18 protein-coding genes are annotated in these 19,435 nt (G+C 56.8%); 9 read left to right on the top strand and 9 right to left on the bottom strand.

Features of this window, described 5'->3' with window-relative positions; genetic code table 11:
- The first annotated feature begins 35 nt into the window (after positions 1 to 35).
- Both JAO32_RS08780 and JAO32_RS08775 read left to right on the top strand, forming a co-directional pair.
- Positions 36 to 188, top strand: a complete 153-nt coding sequence (locus JAO32_RS08780) for a hypothetical protein (protein ID WP_334239523.1) — start codon at positions 36 to 38, stop codon at positions 186 to 188.
- A gap of 91 nt (positions 189 to 279) precedes the next feature.
- Positions 280 to 789, top strand: a complete 510-nt coding sequence (locus JAO32_RS08775; RefSeq protein WP_334239522.1) for an arsinothricin resistance N-acetyltransferase ArsN1 family B — start codon at positions 280 to 282, stop codon at positions 787 to 789.
- Here JAO32_RS08775 and JAO32_RS08770 read toward each other — a convergent pair.
- Positions 770 to 1,873: a glycoside hydrolase family 130 protein gene (locus JAO32_RS08770; RefSeq protein ID WP_334239521.1), complete on the bottom strand. Its 1,104-nt coding sequence runs from the start codon at positions 1,871 to 1,873 to the stop codon at positions 770 to 772. The genes JAO32_RS08775 and JAO32_RS08770 overlap by 20 nt on opposite strands.
- Before the next feature lie 138 nt (positions 1,874 to 2,011).
- Between JAO32_RS08770 and JAO32_RS08765 the strand changes: the two genes are divergently transcribed.
- Positions 2,012 to 3,517, top strand: a complete 1,506-nt coding sequence (locus JAO32_RS08765; RefSeq protein WP_334239557.1) for an amino acid permease — start codon at positions 2,012 to 2,014, stop codon at positions 3,515 to 3,517.
- Between the two features lie 22 nt (positions 3,518 to 3,539).
- Complete coding sequence (gene add, locus JAO32_RS08760) at positions 3,540 to 4,559, top strand: adenosine deaminase (RefSeq protein WP_334239520.1); 1,020 nt, start codon at positions 3,540 to 3,542, stop codon at positions 4,557 to 4,559.
- Here add and JAO32_RS08755 read toward each other — a convergent pair.
- From JAO32_RS08755 to JAO32_RS08745, 3 genes are read right to left on the bottom strand one after another with little or no spacing between them, the layout of a single operon-like run.
- On the bottom strand, positions 4,556 to 5,521 hold the full coding sequence (locus JAO32_RS08755; protein ID WP_334239519.1) for a KpsF/GutQ family sugar-phosphate isomerase: 966 nt from the start codon (positions 5,519 to 5,521) through the stop codon (positions 4,556 to 4,558). The two genes, add and JAO32_RS08755, sit on opposite strands and share 4 nt — an antisense overlap.
- Entirely contained in the window at positions 5,518 to 6,351 is an 834-nt protein-coding gene (gene kdsA / locus JAO32_RS08750; RefSeq protein WP_334239518.1) for a 3-deoxy-8-phosphooctulonate synthase, read from the bottom strand. The genes JAO32_RS08755 and kdsA overlap by 4 nt, the downstream gene beginning before the upstream one ends.
- Before the next feature lie 33 nt (positions 6,352 to 6,384).
- Positions 6,385 to 7,536, bottom strand: coding sequence for a DegT/DnrJ/EryC1/StrS family aminotransferase (locus JAO32_RS08745; RefSeq protein WP_334239517.1), 1,152 nt, complete (start codon positions 7,534 to 7,536; stop codon positions 6,385 to 6,387).
- A gap of 336 nt (positions 7,537 to 7,872) precedes the next feature.
- Here JAO32_RS08745 and hfq point away from each other — a divergent pair, with 336 nt between their 5' ends.
- The 3 genes from hfq (at position 7,873) to JAO32_RS08730 (ending at position 11,121) form a co-directional block, all read left to right on the top strand.
- Positions 7,873 to 8,193: an RNA chaperone Hfq gene (gene hfq, locus JAO32_RS08740; protein WP_334239516.1), complete on the top strand. Its 321-nt coding sequence runs from the start codon at positions 7,873 to 7,875 to the stop codon at positions 8,191 to 8,193.
- A 191-nt stretch (positions 8,194 to 8,384) separates the two neighbouring features.
- On the top strand, positions 8,385 to 9,743 hold the full coding sequence (gene hflX / locus JAO32_RS08735; protein ID WP_334239556.1) for a GTPase HflX: 1,359 nt from the start codon (positions 8,385 to 8,387) through the stop codon (positions 9,741 to 9,743).
- 637 nt (positions 9,744 to 10,380) lie between these two features.
- Positions 10,381 to 11,121: a DUF2306 domain-containing protein gene (locus tag JAO32_RS08730; protein WP_334239515.1), complete on the top strand. Its 741-nt coding sequence runs from the start codon at positions 10,381 to 10,383 to the stop codon at positions 11,119 to 11,121.
- Positions 11,122 to 11,285: 164 nt separating this feature from the next.
- Here JAO32_RS08730 and JAO32_RS08725 read toward each other — a convergent pair whose 3' ends face one another.
- Together JAO32_RS08725 and JAO32_RS08720 are read right to left on the bottom strand one after the other, a co-directional pair.
- A complete protein-coding gene (locus tag JAO32_RS08725) occupies positions 11,286 to 12,278 on the bottom strand; it encodes an aldo/keto reductase (RefSeq protein WP_334239514.1) in 993 nt (330 codons plus the stop codon).
- Positions 12,279 to 12,317: 39 nt separating this feature from the next.
- The gene (locus tag JAO32_RS08720) at positions 12,318 to 12,824 is read right to left on the bottom strand and encodes a nuclear transport factor 2 family protein (protein ID WP_334239513.1); all 507 of its coding nucleotides are present in this window, start codon (positions 12,822 to 12,824) and stop codon (positions 12,318 to 12,320) included.
- Positions 12,825 to 13,038: 214 nt separating this feature from the next.
- On the opposite strand from JAO32_RS08720, the gene JAO32_RS08715 reads away from it, so the two are divergent.
- Complete coding sequence (locus JAO32_RS08715) at positions 13,039 to 14,046, top strand: AraC family transcriptional regulator (protein ID WP_334239512.1); 1,008 nt, start codon at positions 13,039 to 13,041, stop codon at positions 14,044 to 14,046.
- A 92-nt stretch (positions 14,047 to 14,138) separates the two neighbouring features.
- Here JAO32_RS08715 and JAO32_RS08710 read toward each other — a convergent pair whose 3' ends face one another.
- Positions 14,139 to 15,608 (bottom strand): DUF1254 domain-containing protein, encoded by a 1,470-nt coding sequence (locus JAO32_RS08710; RefSeq protein WP_334239511.1) that lies wholly within the window; start codon positions 15,606 to 15,608, stop codon positions 14,139 to 14,141.
- A 50-nt stretch (positions 15,609 to 15,658) separates the two neighbouring features.
- On the bottom strand, positions 15,659 to 17,125 hold the full coding sequence (locus JAO32_RS08705; protein WP_334239510.1) for a DUF1254 domain-containing protein: 1,467 nt from the start codon (positions 17,123 to 17,125) through the stop codon (positions 15,659 to 15,661).
- Between the two features lie 237 nt (positions 17,126 to 17,362).
- Here JAO32_RS08705 and JAO32_RS08700 point away from each other — a divergent pair, with 237 nt between their 5' ends.
- Complete coding sequence (locus JAO32_RS08700; RefSeq protein ID WP_334239509.1) at positions 17,363 to 18,586, top strand: N(4)-(beta-N-acetylglucosaminyl)-L-asparaginase; 1,224 nt, start codon at positions 17,363 to 17,365, stop codon at positions 18,584 to 18,586.
- Between the two features lie 49 nt (positions 18,587 to 18,635).
- Here JAO32_RS08700 and JAO32_RS08695 read toward each other — a convergent pair whose 3' ends face one another.
- A complete protein-coding gene (locus JAO32_RS08695) occupies positions 18,636 to 19,418 on the bottom strand; it encodes an SDR family NAD(P)-dependent oxidoreductase (protein ID WP_334239508.1) in 783 nt (260 codons plus the stop codon).
- Positions 19,419 to 19,435 lie beyond the last annotated feature (17 nt).

Raw genomic sequence — 19,435 nt, 5'->3', positions numbered from 1 at the left:
GAAATTTTTAAATAGTCAGGAAGAAGTTAAAAGCAATGGCAAACACCAAGGCACTGTCCCACGAAGAGCGCAAAACCGCAAAGCGCACCGCACGCAAGAACGCAGCTCCCAAGGCTCCCCGCACCGCGCCGCGCGGCAGCAACAAGAAGAAGCTTAAGACGCTGAGCAAGGGTCAGTCCAAGCGCTAGTCCTCTCACTCAATCCGTATCAGCAAACCCCGTGCCAACCAGGCCCGGGGTTTTGCTTTTGTGGTGCAATCTTCTACGAGGATTCCGCGACATGATCCGATGCATCATCCAAGATGATTTTCCGGCCATCTGCAACATTTACAACCATTACGTCCTCCACACGACCATCACCTTTGAAGAGACTGCTGTGGATATTGCCGCCATGGAGCAGAGGGTGACGAAAGTGCAGCAGGCCGGCCTACCGTGGCTAGTTGCCGAAGAGGAGGGAAATATCGTGGGATACGCCTACGCCTCCCCATGGCGAGAACGCTCTGCCTATCGCTTCTCCGTGGAAAGCTCCGTCTACCTCCACCCAGAGCGGACAGGAAACGGCATAGGCACACAACTTTACGCCGCGCTTTTGGAACAACTCCGCACAAAAGACATCCATTGCGTCATGGGCGGCATCGCCCTACCCAACCCGGCAAGCGTCGCCATCAGCGAAAAATTCGGCTTCCGCAAAGTAGCGCACTTTCAACAAGTCGGCTGGAAGCAGAATCGCTGGATCGATGTCGGCTACTGGCAGTTACTTCTGCACACGACTACTTCGCCGCAGCCATAGCCACGCCAACAAACGAGTCCGCACAGCCGTAATACATCCACCACTTGCCTTTGAAAAACACCAGCCCTTCCGAGAACGTCGTTCCCGCGGCATATTGTCCGCTTTGTTCAAATGGCAATTGTGGTTGGAAGACTGGCGCATCTGTCCGCGACAAAATCTTCTCTGGGTTGTCCGGAGCCAGCGCCGCTTGTAGCACGGCGTAGGTTCCAGCTTTCAACTTCGGATCACGGCCTTCGCCATCCTTGTTCTTGCCGTTGTAGAGCATCACAATGCCCTGCTTTGTCAGCACCGGTGGCGGTCCAGCCTCAGGGAAATCGCTGTCCGGCAGTCCCGGTCTCGGCTTCAGAACCACCTTCACCTCACCCGGAGCCGATTCCACGGGCGTCCAGTGAATCAGATCGTCCGACGTCGCCAGCCGAATGCCCAGATCTCCCCAGAACATCCAGTACTTCCCGTTTATCTTGGCGGCAACCAGCTTCTCGACCTTGCGTTCGGTCAGGATCGCCGCGGACTTGTACTTGTACGTGTCATAACGTCCGCCGAGCGCCCCCTGGAATGCTGGGCCCTGCTTCTGCCAGTGCACCAGATCACGCGAAGTGGCGATGCCGACCGAATATCGGTCGAGCTTGCGCGACCACTGCGTGTAGGTCAGCACATACGTTCCATCCGGCGATTCCACCATGCGCGGGTCCTCCACACCGCCGGGAGACTCGCGCTCCTCCTGCGCATCCTTCGCGGGATACAGCACCGGATCCGGCATCTGCTGGAAGTGAATGCCATCGTCGCTCACGGCCAAACCAAGCCGTGACACATGCCCGCCAATCGTCATGGAACCCGAGTCATCCTCCGCACGATAAAGGACATACACCTGGCCGTTGCGAACAATGGCTGCCGGATTGAAGGTGTGCAACGCCTGCCAATGCACCGTCTGCCCGGTGATGGGATCGGTAAATGTGGTGTCTTTTACCGGGCGAATCACCGGCTGGTCCACTGGCCGTGTCCACGTTCCAAACGGCGACTGAGCTACCGCAGCCGTTCCCAATGCTAAAAACACCGCGACACCTGTAGCCAATCCCAAACGCACACTGCCTCCCACAGCGGATTCCCATTGCGAATCTCCGCCAGCAACACGCTAAACTACACCTGCGACCACCGTAAATTTCAGCCGAGAGACACCACACTGCCCCGACAGATTTTCGCCACCAAGTCCATCGATAAGCTCATCGACGAATCGGAGCGTCCGGAAACAGCGCTGAAGAAAACGCTGGGACCGGTATCGCTCACCGCGCTTGGCATTGGCGCCGTCATCGGCAGCGGCATCTTCACCGTCATTGGCACGGCCATCGCGGGTAATCCCGCGACGACGGCTACCTTCTGGGATTCTCCCGTCATCGATTTCGTGTTGCACCACGGCGCAGTTGCCGGACGCCCCGGCGCCGGCCCAGCATTGGCCATTTCGATGATTCTGGTGGCCATCGTCTGCTGTTTCACCGGCCTTTGTTATGCCGAACTTTCCAGCATGATCCCCATCGCTGGATCGGCTTACACGTATACCTACGCCACGCTGGGCGAACTGATTGCCTGGATCATCGGCTGGGACTTGATCCTGGAATACGCCTTCTCCAACATGAGCGTCAGCGTGGGCTTCGCTGCCCACGTGGTGGATCTGTTGGATTGGATGGGCTTCCATTTCCATCCAAAGTGGCTTTCACCCGCATACCTTCCACTTGGTCTGCAGGATTTGCAGGGGCATGACATTTACAAGGCGGGCTGGCATTTCGGTTTCAACATCCCAGCCTTCCTCATCGTCATCATCCTCACGATGATCCTGGTCCGCGGTATCCGCGAATCAGCCAAGACAAACAACATCATGGTGCTGGTGAAGATCGCCGCCATCCTCATCTTCGTCTTCGCAGGCATTAGCTTCATCCATCCGGGTAACTACCACCCGTTCTCTCCCAACGGCTGGCCCGGTGTGCTTGCCGGTGGATCCATCATCTTCTTCACATACATCGGTTTTGATTCGGTCTCAACTGCCAGCGAAGAATGCCGTCAGCCACAGCGCGATGTGCCCATCGGCATCATTGCCACGCTTATCGTCTGCACCATTCTCTATATCGGTGTCGCGCTGGTTCTCACCGGCATGGTGCCGTGGTCCTCGGTCGCAGGCGACGCAGCCCCCGTAGTGAACGCGCTGAAGCGTCTGAGTACAGACACTCACTCCACGAAGCTGCACATCGTACGACTGATCGTTCTCCTCGGCGCGCTGGTAGGCATGATCTCGTCCATCCTGGTCTTCCAGCTAGGACAGGCGCGCGTGTGGTTCGCCATGAGCCGCGACCGTCTGCTGCCGGACATCTTCTCCAAGGTGCACCCGCGCTACCGCACACCGGCCTTTGCAACATGGGTCGCTGGTATCCTCGTCGCAATTCCTGCTGGATTATTCGACGTAGGAACACTCGCTGAACTTTCCAACATCGGCACACTCTTCGCCTTTGTCCTGGTCAGCATTGGAGTGGTCGTACTGCGTCGCCGTCAACCGGAGCGTTATCGCGGATTCCGCGTACCGGGTGGCCCCATTATCCCAACACTCAGCGTGCTCTTCTGCGTTCTGCTGATGACCGGCCTCCCCATCCGCACATGGGAACGCTTCTTCGTTTGGCTCATCATCGGCCTGTTCGTTTACTTCTTCTACAGTCGCAAGCGCAGCGAATTCGCCCAGTCTTAGCCAGCGGAATACACTGTCCTAAGTGACGAAGATTGAAGTTGATCGCGAATGGCTCAGCGGCCTCCCCAAGTGTGAGCTGCATCTGCACCTGGAAGGCACCATTGTGCCTGAAACTCTGGTGCGCTTATCGCAGCGCAATGATGCCGAACCACTGACGCTTCGCGGAGCAGAAAAGCTTTATGTCTACGAAGACTTCATCGGCTTCCTGATGGCCTTCAAGGCCGTCAGTGAACGCATTCAGAAACCGGCTGATTACGAGCTGATCACCTACGAGATGGTGCATCGCCTCAGTCAACAGGGCGTTCGTCATGCCGAGGTCTACATCTCTGTTGGCATTCTTCTGCGGTTTAAGCAGCAGATAACCGTGGAAGACATGATGGCTGCCGTGGAACGCGGACGCAAACTTGCCGAACAGGATTTTGGCACCACTGTCTCCTGGATCTTCGACGCCGTCCGTCACTTCGGTGTAGAGGAAGCTGCCGTGGTGTTCACAAAAGCGGCAGAGCTGAAGCAGCAATACCCCAGCATCGTTGGCATTGGTATTGGTGGCGACGAAGCACGCGGTCCTGCTGCTGAGTTCAAGGATCTCTACGCAGATGCAAAAGCGGCCGGTTTGCACCTGACCGTACATGCGGGCGAAAGCGTTCCCGCGACCAGCATCTGGAGCGCCATCAACATTGGCGCAGAGCGAATCGGCCATGCCCTATCGGCAGTGGATGATCCCGAATTGCTCGACGTGCTCGCAGAGAAACAGATTCCCCTCGAACTAAACGTCACCAGCAATCTGCGCACAGGCTGTTGTAAATCCATCGACACGCATCCTGTACGCCATTACTTTGAGCGCGGCCTGATGATTACGCTCAACTCCGACGATCCACCCATGTTCGGCGCAAACTTACTCGATGAGTACGAAACCGTACAACGTGAATTTGAATTCACCAACGAACAGATGCGCGAGCTGGCCGCAAACTCCGTGGAAGCAAGCTTCCTCCCGCCCGCGCGCAAGATTGCTTTATTAGCCGAAGTAGAACGCTACCGCTAAACGAGCCCGGCACGCAGTAGGTCGTGAATGTGAAGGATGCCAATCACTCGGGTATCCTCCACCACAAACAGGCTGGTAATCGAATCAGCATTCATACGCGCCAACGCACGATGCGCAAACTCATCCGGTGCGGTGATGCGTGGCGCCCTACCCATCACATCCTTTGCAGGACGATCATGGAAACCCTGCGAGAATGCTCGGCGCAAATCGCCGTCAGTGATCGAACCCACCAGCTTTCCTTCGGTAGTCACCACTCCGGTAATGCCAAAGCGGCCGCTGGTCATGCGCACAATCGCATCGGACAACGTCGCGTCCTCATTTAGCAACGGAATTTCCTGTCCCGCATGCATCAGCGCACGAACACGCAACAATCGCGCACCCAAACGCCCACCAGGATGCAGTGCGTGAAAGTCTTCCCCGGAAAAGTTCGTTTTATTCACTAACGACGCGGCTAGTGCATCACCCAGGGCCAGTTGCATCGTGGTGCTTGTTGTAGGAGCCATCAAGTCCGCACATGCTTCTTCGCATTGCGGCAGAACCAGCACCACATCCGCAGCTTTCGCTAGCGTGCTCTCCGCATGGCCTGTACTCACGATCAATGGAACGTTGAATCGCCGCGAATGCGCCACAATGTCGGACAGCTCTGACGACTCACCAGACCATGACAGCGAAAACACCACGTCATTCTCCCGAATCATGCCCAGGTCACCATGACTTGCATCCGAAGGATGAACGAAATGCGCAGGCTTCCCTGTAGAAGCAAGCGTTGCTGCAATCTTCCGCGCAATGTGACCGCTTTTGCCAACGCCAGTAACAATCACGCGGCCCGGAGCATCGACAATTACATCCACCGCAACCGCGAATGCCTCACCCAATGGCCCTGCGAACGCTTCGCGCAATGACTCAAGACCACGAAGCTCGCAGGCAATCGTCTCTATCGCGATTTGTTGCGAAGTCTTCATCCTTGAAACACGCGCTGCTTTGCAAGTTGATCAAACGCCATCAAGTCTTCCACCAACTGCGGCAGGTTCTTCAGCGCAATCATGTTTGGGCCATCACTTGGCGCGTGGTCAGGATCGGGATGCGTTTCAATGAACACGCCTGCAACCCCCACAGCTACGGCAGCGCGCGCCAGCACTGGAACAAACTCACGCTGACCGCCGCTTGCTCCATTCAGCCCACCGGGCTGTTGCACGGAATGCGTTGCATCAAAAATTACTGGAGCATTTGTCTGAGCCAGCACCGGCAAAGAACGCATATCCGTCACCAGCGTGTTGTAACCGAAGGTAGTGCCGCGTTCTGTCACCAGAACGCCACCTTTTGCATCGGCCAGTTTCTTCACCACGTGTGTCATTTCCTGCGGCGAAAGAAACTGCCCTTTCTTCACATTGACCGTTCGTCCAGTAGCAGCGGCGGCCGATAATAGATCTGTCTGTCTACATAGAAACGCTGGAATCTGTAATACATCCACAGCCTGTGCCACTTCCGCGCACTGCCATGATTCGTGAACATCTGTCAGTGTCGGCAATCCAAGGCTTTCGCGAATCTCCCCAAAGATTGGCAGCGATGCTTCCAGCCCAATGCCACGCGCAGCATTCACACTTGTACGGTTTGCCTTATCAAAGCTGGCCTTATACACAAGCCCAATGCCGAGCCGCGTCGCCATCTCTTTCAGCGCGGATGCAACTTCCAATGCATGCGTGCGGCTTTCCATTTGGCATGGTCCGGCGATCAACGCCAGCGGCAATGCGTTGGAAAACGTAACGTCTCTGACTACAACTTTGTTCAACATTCCTCTCAGACGATAGAGCACTCGCTTCGCGCTCTATGCGAAGAAACTCTGCACTGCAGCGACCACACGCTCCTGCTCATCTGCGCGAAGCTCGGGGAATATCGGCAACGCAAGCACCTCTCGCGACGCCTTCTCACTTTCTGGGAACTGCCCTTCGCGATATCCCAAATGCTTCAACGCATCCTGCATGTGCAACGGAACGGGATAGTACACCTCGTTGCCAATGCCCTGCGCAGACAGATGCGCACGCAACGCATCACGACGCGGTGTGCGGATCACATACTGATGCCACACATGCGTCCCTCGCGTGTCTGCCACCGGCAGGACGATACCACCATCTTCTACAGAACCAAGCAAACTCGTTGCATGGAAAAGATCGTGATAACGCGCGGCTACCTTTCTGCGATCTTCGTTCCACTGCGCAATGTACTTCATCTTCACCAATAGGACAGCCGCCTGGATCGTATCCAAGCGCGAGTTCCATCCCACTTCGTCGTGATAGTAGCGTCGACGCATACCGTGCGCTCGCAACGCCTTCGCACGTTCCGCAATCGTTGACGAGCGGAACGTAGTCAGTCCCGCATCTCCCCACGCGCTGAGGTTCTTCGTGGGATAGAACGAAAACGCAGCAGCATGTCCAAGAGCACCTGCGGGGATTCCGTTCCAATCGGCGCCGAAAGCCTGTGCCGCATCTTCAATCAACAGCAGATCATTTTCTGCTGCCATGAGGTCGAAGCTTTCCCAGTCGGCGCACTGTCCGTAAAGATGTACCGGCATGATCGCGCGCACATCTTCGTGTTGCGCAATAGCATCTGCAACTGCCGCCGGACTCAAGTTGAAAGTCACTGGATCAATGTCCGCCAAAATAGGCCGCGCTTCCACGCGCAGAATGCTGCTGACCGTCGCGAAGAAGGAGAAGGGCGTGGTCACCACGGCATCTCCTCTTCCGATCCCCAGTGCTGCCATGGCTAGCCAGAGCGCATCCGTACCGCTGGCGCAACCCACCGCCTCAGTTGCAGTCGTTGTGGCAGCGATCTGCCGCTCCAACTCAACCACTTCTTTCCCGAGGACGAAGCGACCAGCAGAGCACACATCCGCTATGGCTGCACCGATTTCGGCCCCCACAGCGGCGTATTGACGACTGAGATCGAGGATCGGAACGGGAGGCAAGATAGGTTGCGACATCTGTTCCATGTTAGGCGAAGCGACAGCATCATGCTTTTCGTGGCAAAAAACGAACAAATTCAGGAACAATTCCGCGTTCTCGTGCGTCCTAAGTGCGAGGGCATTCTCAACGGTTTCGCCGAGAAGCTCTGAGGTCTAAAATGACCGGGAAAGTAGTTGCTGGTGTGCCCCGTGCGCTTTTCACTTGCCATGCCCGTGGGTACACCCGTATTGTTCTTTGTCTTAGGGGCGAAGGCCCCTGGTACTCACCTGAAAGCGCATTAGCGTTGGCGGGTTTTGTTTGAGGCAGTTCCATAACAGCGCTGCTCGGAAGCGCAAAAGGAGATCGGCAAAAGCATGGAATCCAAGCCGGCACAGAATATTCAGGACACCTTCCTGAACACGGTTCGCAAAGACAAGAGCGCAGTAACCATTTATCTGGTTAGTGGCGTCAAGCTGACGGGCAAGATTCGTTCGTTCGATAAATACTCGGTCCTGCTGGAGAACAATGCGCAGGAACAGTTGATTTTCAAACATGCGATTTCTACCGTGGTTTCGACACGGGGGGCGGGTAGTCATCCCGAGCGCCCGCACGGAACGCATACTCCCATGTCAAGGGGTGAGCATGGTTCCACTGCGGAAGGCGTGGCCGCCGTGGGTGGAACCGTAGGCTCCTAAGAGCCGGGACGTACTCTCTGACACCACCACATACCCATACGACGGGCACACGGGAACGCACGCGGCTGGAAGAGGCTGCTGCAGCGGACGTGCGTCCGCGGACTGGCCATGCCACGGAGACGCCGCGGGAACGAGCTGTACTTGTGGCCGTGGAGATCACCGGCGAACGGCGTCGGTTGTCCACGACGGCGATGCAGGCCCGTGCCGCCGCTGCCCTGCATAACGGTGAGGAAGACTCACCACTGGAGTCCGTCGCGGAGATGGACTTCGACGCCGCGCTGGCAGAGTTCCAGGAGCTGGCCACATCGGCAGGGGCAGAGATTGCCGCCACTGTGATCCAGCGGCGCGGCAAGCCCGATCCGGCCACCCTGATTGGGCCGGGCAAGGTGGAGGAGCTGGAGGCCGTCGTGGCTAGTTCCGGCGCCAACCTGGTGCTGTTCGACCATGACCTGACACCCTCGCAGCTACGTAACCTGGATCGCGCGCTTCCCTGCCGCGTGATCGACCGGACGCAGCTCATCCTGGATATCTTCGCCCGTCATGCACGCACCCGCGAGGGACATCTGCAGGTGGAGCTGGCGCAGTTGGAGTACCAGTTGCCACGGCTGGCAGGGCGAGGCAAGGCGATGAGCCAGCTTGGCGGTGGCATCGGCACACGCGGACCGGGTGAGACCAAGCTGGAGACGGACCGTCGCCGCATCCGCGCACGTGTGGATCGGCTGAAGGAGCAGTTGGAGAACGTACGCCGCAACCGCAGGCAGCAGCGTCAGCGGCGCGAAGCGGTTCCTGTACCTACGGTTGCGCTGGTTGGTTATACCAACGCAGGCAAGAGCACGCTGTTCAACCGGCTTACGGAAGCGGGTGTTCTGGAGTCGTCGCGGATGTTCGCGACGCTGGACCCGAAGCTGCGGCAGTTGAACCTGCCATCGCGGCGTAAGGTGCTGCTGAGCGATACGGTGGGATTCATCCGCAACCTGCCGCATGCGCTGGTGACCAGCTTCCGCGCCACGCTGGAAGAGGTGGAACGCGCCGAGTTACTGCTGCATGTGCGCGATGCCGCTTCGCCCAACCTGGATGAGCAGAAGATGCAGGTGGAAAAGGTGCTGGCGGAGCTTGAGGTGTCGCGCACGCCGACGATCCAGGTACTGAACAAGATCGACCTTCTGCCCGAAGATGAGCGGTTTGACCTGCAGCGCTTCCCTGCTGCGGACACGATTGCCGTGTCAGCCCATTCGGGCGAAGGGATTGAGACGTTGATCGCGGCGATTGAGGAGCGGATTGGCGGCACGGAAGCTGCTGACCCAACCGCGACGGCGACGTTCCGCATTCCGCAGCGCGAGGGCCGGACGCTGGCCGCGCTGGAAGCGGGATGTTTCCTGGAGAAGAAGAAGTACGAGGGAAATCTGGTGACGTTCACGGCCAGCGGACCTTCGTCACTGCTGCAGCGCTATCGGCGCTACATTGTTCAGGAACATGGTGAACTGCCGGAGAGCGAGCCTGCCGAGGCGCGTCCGCGGATCCGGACCCGGGTGAAACATTCGGCCCGATAGGGTACCCCCCTCCCCCTATTTTTCTAAAATCGTCGATCCATTGGGTTTAACTTCGCGGGTGGCGCTAAAATCGTCTGCCCATTAGGGTTAGGCGCAAAATCCTCTTTCTATTGGGTTTAACCTCGTTAAGGGTCAGCGAATGTTGCCCTATTTCCAGTTTAGCGAGTTGGCGGAAATAACATGCCAACTCTATTTCTTTTGGTTTGTTGAGGTTGAGTGGCTGAGGGGCTTGACAGGTACTTTGTGCGCTTCTTGACCCTTCGGCGTGAGGCCAGCCATCGTCGGCTGTGAACGCGCGGAGCGAAGCGTCATGCTCCTGTGAATGATGTTGACCACGCGGTTGGTTTCGAGACCTTTACGGCAGGTCTGAAGCCCTGCCCTTCCGAAGCTAAGTGCGTTTATGAGGACTATCAGCAGCCTGATTACTTCGCCGCGCGTTGCAAGAGTCTTTGTCAGGGTCTCTGTTATTGAGCGATCCATTTCAAGCCGGGCGCGCCATTAGGGCCAATCAAAATATCCATCGGCACTGAAACTTTCGCGAGCGCCCTCGGTCGAAGTTCCCCAGAGCAAGTAGGTCGGCTACTCACTTCGGGAGAACTGACGAAACAACTCACCACCATGATGAAGGGGAGCTTGCATGCGAATCGTTTGCCCGCCGGAAGAGAAAAGAGTCAGCAAGAGCCCAAAGACTGGGTTTTGGATAGTGCCACTGGCGCTGGCTGTCGTGAGTTTCCTGGCTTATGCCGTGTTTCCTTATCTCACCCTGGATCCGAGACATTCTCGCATTCCGCCGCCACCCGAGCATGTCGCCTACTATGCCGTATTGGTCTTACACATTGCATGTGGCGCAATTGCGATGGCGACTGGAACGCTACTCATATGGACTGGGTCGAGCGGTCGCTTCATAGCACTTCACCGGATCCTCGGCCGAATCTACATCTTTTGCGGCGTGCTACCAGCTTCCGTTATGGCCGTTGGCCTGTCGGCGATGAGTCCGTTCGGACCAATTCTCATCACGAGCAATCTCACATTGACGACGCTGTGGTTGATCGCAACGATCGCTGGCTATCGTATGATCCGGAGCGGCCGCGTCCTCGAACATCGTCGCTGGATGCTCCGCAGCTACGTCCTGACGTTGTCGATCATCACTAATCGACTCTGGTTACCCTTGGCTGCCATGGTTCTGGCGCCGCGTCTTGCCACCACTTTTCACGGTGATGAAGCGCTAATGTGGCAAATCATACCCGGCATATCGGGTTGGCTCGGCTGGGTATTGCCGTTGATGGTTGCAGAATGGAGCATTGTGGATCGGGTCGGGCCAGTCTCAACAGCTTTCTCGCGACAGACAACACAGGCCGCGATTGGATTGGAAGCATAGCTTCGGGTTGCGTGGACGCCAGGGTTGTAGTGAACCGTAGACGCGGAGGAAGGTGGACCAAACCTTTGCCCGGAATGGTGTTGACCACGCGGTTTGTTTCGAGACCTTTATGGCAGGGCTGAAGCCAGCCCTGCCGAAGCTAAGTGCATTTCTCGGGACTTTATCTAGAGGCCGGTCATCTTGAGTGCGGCTTCCGGAAGACGTGCCCCTTCCAGGTTGAGCCTTGAGGCGGTTTCATCGATCAACTTGAGATCGTTCACGGTCAATTCAACCTCAACGGCGCCAAGATTCTCTTCAAGTCGTTGCTGCTTTGTCGTTCCAGGTATTGGTGCGATCCAAGACTTCTGCGCCAGGAGCCAGGCAAGAGCAATTCGCGCGGGCGTCGTAGCCTTCCGTTGAGCGATCAGACGAACAAGATCTACCAGCACCATGTTGGCTTTTCTAGCCTCCGTCGAGAAGCGGGGAACATGATTCCGGAAGTCGGTCGGATCGAACTTCGTATGCTCATCGATCTGACCGGTGAGGAAACCCGCACCGAGTGGGCTGAAGGGAACAAAGCCAATGCCAAGCTCCTGGAGTGCAGGCAATAGCTCGTTCTCCGGTTCCCTCCAGAAGAGAGAGTATTCGCTTTGGACTGCAGTTACTGGTTGAACGGCGTGTGCCCGACGAATCGTAGAAACGCCAGCCTCAGAGAGACCGAAATGCTTCACTTTGCCTTGGCTAATAAGCTCTTTGACCGTTCCGGCCACATCTTCGATCGGAACATTCGGGTCGACGCGATGCTGGTAGAAAAGATCGAGACGGTCCGTGCGCAGGCGCTTCAAGCAGGCGTCGGCGACTGCCTTGATCTGCTCAGGTCGGCTGTTTGTCCCAGGACGGCGCTCTCCTGTCTGTATGTCGATGTCAAATCCGAACTTTGTAGCGATGACTACATGATCCCGGATAGGCTGAAGTGCTTCACCGACCAATTCTTCATTCGCGTACGGCCCGTAGGCTTCAGCAGTGTCGAAGTGGGTCACCCCTTGTTCGTGAGCGGTGCGGATCAACTGAATCATCTCGTCTTTATCAGCTGGCGGTCCATAACCCGAAGTCATGCTCATACAGCCCAGGCCGATTGCCGAAACTTCAAGGTCATTGCCCAATTTGCGCGTCTTCAAGGCTTTCTCTCGATGTGTGTGGCTACTTGATGTGTGTGGCTACTTCTTGTTGTTGTCCATTTTGACCGGACGACGAAGATGAGAGAACGTGAGTTGAGTCATCTTCCACTTGCCGTTTTCTTTGACATAGACCTCGGTCACCATAAAAGCGTTCGTTACTTCGTTCCCTCCGACCACTGCCACCAAATCAATGTCATTGAGCAGAATGGCCGTGTTCCCAAACGTACGAACATCGACCGCGTAAACCACAGCTTTCTTGTACCAGATACCACCGCTTTTAATGGTGGACAGCTCCTGGCCCTTTCCCCATGTCCCTCCCATGTGAGTGAACATAGCTCTGTCGTCGAAAAGCGTTTCTAAAGAATCGACCTTCTTGTCAGCCATCCAATCCCATTTGTTTTGTGAGAGCTCGATGATTTCTTGCTGTTCCGGTGTGTGAGTCGCTGCTGTTGTGATCGTTTCCGTCGGTGGCTCTGGAGATTGCTGTGCATGAGATGAATGCACGATCACAGTTGATAGGAACAGACCTAGAATCAAGGTTTTCATCGATCTCTCTCGGTACGCGTAGTTGACCCAACGAAGCTCAGGCCTTCCATAAGATTGGAGGAACTGCCGAAATGCCGCCCTGCAAGACGCGACAATGTCTCTGCGGATTGCGACAAATTTGGCATCTGAGACTGACGCTTTTTGCAGAGCTTTTGTCGCGGATTGCATGGCAGACGCGCTTTGACTTCAGTACTTTGAACCAGGAGGTTCAGCGATGCTCAAGTACTTCAGGGTTCCTGGACGACTCGCCATCAAGTTGGAGGAGTTGGAGATTTCGGTCCCCGCCGTTCTACGCAAGGCGGGCCTTCCGCGTGACCTCTTCAAGCAAACCCGCATTCTCGTGTCTACGAATGAACTGTTTGCTCTCTGGAGAGCTATTGATGCCGTGAGTGCTGATCCCTTGATCGGTGTGAAGCTTGGTGTGGAAACAAAGACCGAACGATTTCATCCGATGGCGATTGCTGCGTTATCCACGGAGAATCTTGTCGCGGCATCCGAACACATGGCACGTTATAAAAAGCTGACCGCGCCGGAAGAGATCATTGTTGAACTCAATAAGGAAGAGTTTGTTGTCGGCTTTCGATGGCTTCTCGCGGTCGATACTGAGCCGTGGACGCTCACAGACTACTGTTTCTCATGGATGCGTTCTTTGGCGCGGCACGGTAGCGGAACTTCCCTAAGTCCACTCAGAGTTGAGTACGTACAGCAGCGGCCAAATGTACGCCAGATTGAACGTAGTCTGGGTTGCGATGTAGTCGTCGGAGCGCCGCGCAATGTAATTATCTTTCGAGCTACTGATGCCACCAGGCAGTTCGTGACACGAAATGCCGAACTGCTCGATCTGCTGGCTCCTCAATTTGAGGAGCAATTGCGCCAATACACAGAAGAGGATGGGTTTCTGGAACAGGTTCGCCGCACAATACAGGACAAGCTCACAGGACATCGCCCTTCGATCAAGTCCGTATCAGAAGCACTCCATATGGGACCGCGAACTCTACAGCGTCGTTTGCAAGATTCCGGTTCGAACTTCCAACGTGTCCTTGATGAAGCCAGGCACCAGATGGCAAGGTACTATCTCAGCAATTCGGCCCTTGAGCTAAACGAAGCTGCGTATCTGCTTGGTTTTGAGAATCCCAATTCATTTGGTCGTGCATTTCGGAGCTGGGAAGGCGTACCGCCCAGTGATTGGCGAGAAACGCACCGAACAACAAAGCTCATGTGAACAGCCATTGCCGCACCCAAAAATGTAGCGGTCGGTGCGCATCATGCCTGATTAGTAACTAAAAGGCCTCAATAAGTGCATTGGGGTGATCGTTATTTGACTACTTCAAAGTCGCCGGGCTTCCATGTTCCGTCGAAAGCGGATGTTCCTGGGCCGTAGATGCGGAAATAGGTAAACCATCCTTTGCCCGGAATGGTCTTGATCCATTGGGCTTCGTGGCCTGCGGGAGCGGTGGGTCCGAAGTAGAGATCGACTGACGGTGCGTTCGCTGTGTCTTTGAGCTCGAAGAGTGAGCGCAGCGCGGCTTTGTAGGTGTCGGTCACGATCTCGCTTCGCGTTTCATTGTCATAAATCGTTACGGACCAGAAGAGCTTCGCAGGAACAGGCTGCGGGACGGTCAGCTTGTAAGTCTTGCCACCGTCGAGGAAGTCGCCGCTGGAGTCGCGCGTTCCCAGCCAGTAGAGTGAGCCTGCCGCGGCAGTACGGCGGAACATGGCTGGGGATTCGATCTGCGCCTGATAGAACCACTTGGTACGTGCCTCGAGGTCTTTATACGAGGGCGTGTCAAAGGTGCCGTTTTCGGGGCGAAGCGTAGCCCATTCCCACTTGCGATCGGGCCATGCCATGCGATCGGGACGGCGGTCGGCGAAGGACTGCACACGCATCTGGTCATTGGCGATATTGGCAGCTTTGATGAGGATGCCCTGCATGCGGGCGTCGGGAGCAAAGGGCTTACCCTTTTCAATGCCGAGCGAGGCCAGCAAGCCATACTCCATGCGATACGCCTCGAAGGGCGGCTCGTTGTTGATGACTTCGGCGAGCTCGCGCCAGTAGTCGAGCTTCTTCTCCCATGGGACGGGCGTGAAGTCGATGTGCTTGTCGCCAATGGGCAACCAGGTGAGCTGCGTGGCGGCGGAGGGGTTGTTGAGGGGATAGAGTTTCGCCGTCTTCAACATGGCAATGGCTGCCTGCACATCGCCGTGGGGAGGAATGGCACGAACGAGAAGAAGGACGTGATTGGTGGTGGGAGTGCCTGTGAAGTAGCCTGCGGGGATCGTGCCCTTATAGCCGGGAGGCAGGATGAGGTGCTTGCCGCCTTTGCCGGCATCGGGTCCGGGAAGGCCCATGTCCATGACGTATCGCTGGTTCAGGTCGTTAACGACGCACATGAGCGGGCCGGGGGGTAGTTCCACGACCATGGGACCGTTGGTCAGGTCGATGTTGGCCCCTTCGTATGGCGTGTCAGAGTTCGGAGTGAAGACGAGTTGTTTTGGACTGCCTTCGAGGATGAGGAACTGATTGTTGGTGGTGAGACCGGCGGCGGCGTTGCCCTTCCACGTCGCCGCAATGGAGACGGTGGGATAGAAGAACTTGTAGGCCGTGATGGCGGTGTTGAGGTCGGTGTCGTCGTAGGCTTTGGATGCGGTGTCACCGGAAGGATAGCTGCGGTCGAAGGTGTAGCCGATGTCGCTGGTCTGTGTGGCAGGCGTCTGCTTCGCCTGTTCGCAGCCGAAGAGCGAGGCGGTGAGGATGGCGGCTGTCAGTGCAGTGAACTTATGCATTGCGATTTTCTCCTCGAGCTGTTGGGTCGATGATGGGTATCGAATCGCCTTTACGGTGTTTTCTCGATGTCGGGAAGTGTCCAGGATTTGTCGAAGACGGGCTTGTCTGGTCCGTAGAAGCGGAAGAGAGCTTCGAAGCGCTCGCCGGGTTTGGTCGGGATCCAGTTGGAGTCCTTGCCTTGCGGCGCGCTGGGTCCGAAATAAATGTCGGTGGTGCCGTCAGAGTTGGTCTGAAGGCCCTGCACGAGCGAGGAACGGCTGGCGCGCGGCACGTCGCGGATGAGGGCGTGCGTGTCAAAGTTGTAGGCGGTAAGGGACCAGTAGTTACTGACCGGGACCTTCGCGGGAACATGCAGGACGTAGTTGCTGCCGCCGTCCATCGGCTGGCCTGCGCGGTCAAATGCGTTCAACAGATAGAACTGGCCCGCTCCAAGATGGCGGACGCTTGAGAAGCCCCAGTAATAGGTGACGCCACGAAAATCGACCGGGTAGATGTTCGGGATGGCGAATCCGCTCATGTAAGACTTCACCATCTCTTCCGTGCCGGGAGAGAACCAGTGCTGTCCGGGGTAGTACTTCGGATAGGCGGTTTCGTACTGGTTGATGAGCCATGCGTGGCCCTCGTCGATGGACGCTTTGAGTTGGGAACTGGTGGCGGCGTCCGGCGTGAAAGGCTTGCCCTGCTGGATGCCGATGGACTTAAGCTGGTCGATCATGGCGCGGTCGCGTTCGAGCCACGGCTCGTACTGAACGACGCGGTTGAGGGAATCGAAGAAGGTCTGGTTGTAGGGGGTGGTGGCGTCGATGAGGACATCGTCGGCGGGCACGAAGATGGTATCGGAAGGATGCGCTGCGGCGGAGAGCGGATAGAGACGGACGCGCTTCATATAGGCAGCGGCTGCGGCGATGTCGGCATCGCTATTGCTTTTGAGGTTGGCGCGGAGGAGAGCGTAGCCCTCGTAATTGCCGGAGGGAAGAACGATGTATCCGGCGGGCGGCTTTTCCTTGTAGCCGGGGGGAAGGATGAGGTACTTGCCGCCCTTGCCTTTGTCGACGCCGGCGGGCCCGACGTCTTCGAGCGCAACCTGCCAGCAGTCCATGATGCTACCGACGATGGAACCACCTTCGGCGGGTGGGATTTCAAGCACGACGGGGCCGACGTCTTTGGTGTTGAAAAAGGGCAACGCGTAGAGAGCATCCGGATTGGGCGTGAGGAGCTGGTTTTTCCACGTAGAAAGGCGCGACCAATAGAGGATCTGGTTCCAGCTGCCATGCGCGGCAGTCATCGCCTGAAACATGCGGTCGAAGTTAACGGCAGGCATACCCCAGATTGCGGCTTCAACGCCACGTCGGTGGAGAGTGTTCCGGTTGAGGTCTTCAACGGAGAGTGACTGAGCCATACCGGAAGCCTCCGAGTGCGCTGGTGCGGCTTGAGTCTCGGGAGTTTGTTTGCAGGCGACGAGTGTCGCTGCAAGGCAACCAGCAACGAGTGAGGAAACGAGGCTGGATCTCTTCATTCAGAAGCTCCCTAGCAATAGCCGGTGGCATTCGAGCAACTCCATGCCGGCCTTCATTTTGTCGAGGAAAAACTTACTTCGTCACTGTTGAAATTGACAGATGGGTCAGGTGCTGGCGGGAATCTTGAATCGGTTGTGGCGGATGGGAATATGTCGGGATTCTTCGCTCAGAATGACGCGGCTTGATTGTGCGAGGGTCGCGTTCGGTTGGGTTTGTCTTCTACACTTTTCTCACTTATGCCGACACGTCGTTCTGTTCTTCGTTCTGGTGCTCTTTCTGTTTTTGCGGGTTCTTTGCTTGCGGGATCCAATGCTGATGCGGAGCCGGTGTTTGCTGCTCCGAAGAAGCCTGTGATCATTACGCGCGAGACAGGTGACCACTCTGTGGAAGAGGCTTACCAGATGCTGCTGCAGGGTGAGGACACACTTACTGCCGCACTGCATGTTTGTTCTGCGCGAGAGGATGACGCTGCGGATCATTCGGTGGGGTACGGTGGACTGCCGAATGAAGCGGGAGTGGTGGAGCTGGATGCTTCGGTGATGCATGGGCCGACGCGTCGTTGTGGCGCAGTGGGCGCTGTGCCGGGGATTCGCCATGTGGGGCAGCTTGCGCGGACGGTGATGGAGCGGACGGCGCATGTGATGCTGGCGGGTCAGGGTGCGCATGACTTTGCGGTGGCTGAGGGTTTTCCTGCGGAGAATCTGCTGACGGATGATGCGCGCAAGATATGGCTGCTGTGGAAGGAGCATGGGCGCGGCTTCTGGGGGCCGGGTTTGGATTCACCGGAGTTCAAGCTGCCACCGGATGCACAGCGCGCAACACCTCCGGGTGCGATTTCGCGGTTGCCGCGTCATCCCGGGCCGGAACACATGCCGATGGTGAAGCAGCAGATTGAACGTGGACTGGCGCTGGCGAAGGAAGCAGGGATTCCGCAGTCGCTGCAGCGTGCGGCGGTGCGCGAGTTGTTGTGGCCTACTACGGGAACGATCAATGTTTCTGCGGTGAATGCGAAGGGCGAGATCAGCAGCGCGACGACGACATCGGGTATGGCGTTCAAGATTCCGGGGCGACTTGGCGATTCTCCGATTGTGGGTGCGGGATGCTTTGTTGATCCTGAGGTTGGTTCTGCGGGCGCAACGGGCAATGGTGAAGAGAACATCAAGGTGGTGGGTGCTCACACGATTGTGGAGTTGATGCGACAAGGGCGTAGTCCCAAAGAAGCTGGGATGGAAGCGCTTCGTCGCATCGCAAAGAACTACAACAACGACATGAGCCGGCTGCGGTATCTGGACATGATTTACTACATCCTTCGCAAAGATGGTGCGTATGCGGGTGTAAGCCTGTGGAGCACTCGCGGCATTGAGTCGCGGAAGAAGTTTGTGGTGCATGATGGAACGCAACGGACGGAACCCTGTGAATTTTTGTTTGAGGGGACGACGTTAAGTATCCATCCGTTTTAAGCGCAGTGATGCTTCGCTCAAGAGCGGCGGGACTAATTCATAAGTGGAATCAACCGCGCAGGAAAGGCGCTCCGAACGGCGCGCCAGTCAGCCCGCCATCCACCATCAACTCAACGGCGTTGATGTATGACGAATCGTCGGAAGCCAGAAAGAGGGCTGCTTTTGCGACATCTTCCGCTTCGGCCCAGCGACCCAGTGGAACTGTTGAGGAGAACAATTCATCTACCTTGGCGGACTGTTCAGCAGATATTGAGGCACGAGCTCCGCGCTTCCAGATGGGAGTCCTGGTGGCTCCAGGCGAGACGGTATTGACGCGAATGTTGCGCGGTGCAAGGTCAGCAGCAATGGCACGCGCCATGGCAACCACTCCGCCCTTTGTGGCTGCATAGGCTGCTACTCCGGCTTGTCCCAAGTAGTTATGTACTGATCCGTTAAAGATGATGCTGGCGCCGTCATTCAACAAAGGGACAGCGGAGTTGACTGTGAAGAAGGCGCCATTCAGATTGACGCGGATGACGTTCTCAAACACTGCTTCGTCGGCTGTGCCGACGGGTGTTCTTCCTGTAATTCCGGCATTTGCGAAGACCACGTCCAACTTACCAAAATCTTTGGCGAGATCTGCGAATAGGTGCTTGCGTTCGTCGGCTATGGTGACGTCCGCCTTGTAACCTCGTGCGTTGGATCCCAGGTCGACGATGGCTTCGTCCAGCGTTGTTTGGTCGCGGCCAGTGATGGCAACTTCAGCGCCTTCTGCTACGAAGAGGCGGGCAGTGGCGAGACCAATCCCGCTGTTTCCGCCTGTGATGAGAGCCTTCTTGCCCTTGAGTTTCATGACTCCTCCTTCATGGC

This window comes from Terriglobus sp. ADX1 (assembly GCF_036877645.1).
Taxonomy (GTDB): domain Bacteria; phylum Acidobacteriota; class Terriglobia; order Terriglobales; family Acidobacteriaceae; genus Terriglobus.
Note: the sequence above shows the minus strand (reverse complement) of the source record. Positions and strands in the feature narration are given on the sequence as shown.

Excerpts from the sequence above, each read along its gene's own strand:
- JAO32_RS08780 (WP_334239523.1), top strand. The coding sequence starts at position 36 with ATGGCAAACACCAAGGCACTGTCCCACGAAGAGCGCAAAACCGCAAAG.
- JAO32_RS08775 (WP_334239522.1), top strand. The coding sequence starts at position 280 with ATGATCCGATGCATCATCCAAGATGATTTTCCGGCCATCTGCAACATT.
- JAO32_RS08755 (WP_334239519.1), bottom strand. The coding sequence starts at position 5,521 with ATGAAGACTTCGCAACAAATCGCGATAGAGACGATTGCCTGCGAGCTT.
- kdsA (WP_334239518.1), bottom strand. The coding sequence starts at position 6,351 with ATGTTGAACAAAGTTGTAGTCAGAGACGTTACGTTTTCCAACGCATTG.
- JAO32_RS08745 (WP_334239517.1), bottom strand. The coding sequence starts at position 7,536 with ATGTCGCAACCTATCTTGCCTCCCGTTCCGATCCTCGATCTCAGTCGT.
- hfq (WP_334239516.1), top strand. The coding sequence starts at position 7,873 with ATGGAATCCAAGCCGGCACAGAATATTCAGGACACCTTCCTGAACACG.
- hflX (WP_334239556.1), top strand. The coding sequence starts at position 8,385 with ATGCAGGCCCGTGCCGCCGCTGCCCTGCATAACGGTGAGGAAGACTCA.
- JAO32_RS08730 (WP_334239515.1), top strand. The coding sequence starts at position 10,381 with ATGCGAATCGTTTGCCCGCCGGAAGAGAAAAGAGTCAGCAAGAGCCCA.
- JAO32_RS08720 (WP_334239513.1), bottom strand. The coding sequence starts at position 12,824 with ATGAAAACCTTGATTCTAGGTCTGTTCCTATCAACTGTGATCGTGCAT.
- JAO32_RS08715 (WP_334239512.1), top strand. The coding sequence starts at position 13,039 with ATGCTCAAGTACTTCAGGGTTCCTGGACGACTCGCCATCAAGTTGGAG.
- JAO32_RS08710 (WP_334239511.1), bottom strand. The coding sequence starts at position 15,608 with ATGCATAAGTTCACTGCACTGACAGCCGCCATCCTCACCGCCTCGCTC.
- JAO32_RS08705 (WP_334239510.1), bottom strand. The coding sequence starts at position 17,125 with ATGAAGAGATCCAGCCTCGTTTCCTCACTCGTTGCTGGTTGCCTTGCA.
- JAO32_RS08700 (WP_334239509.1), top strand. The coding sequence starts at position 17,363 with ATGCCGACACGTCGTTCTGTTCTTCGTTCTGGTGCTCTTTCTGTTTTT.
- JAO32_RS08695 (WP_334239508.1), bottom strand. The coding sequence starts at position 19,418 with ATGAAACTCAAGGGCAAGAAGGCTCTCATCACAGGCGGAAACAGCGGG.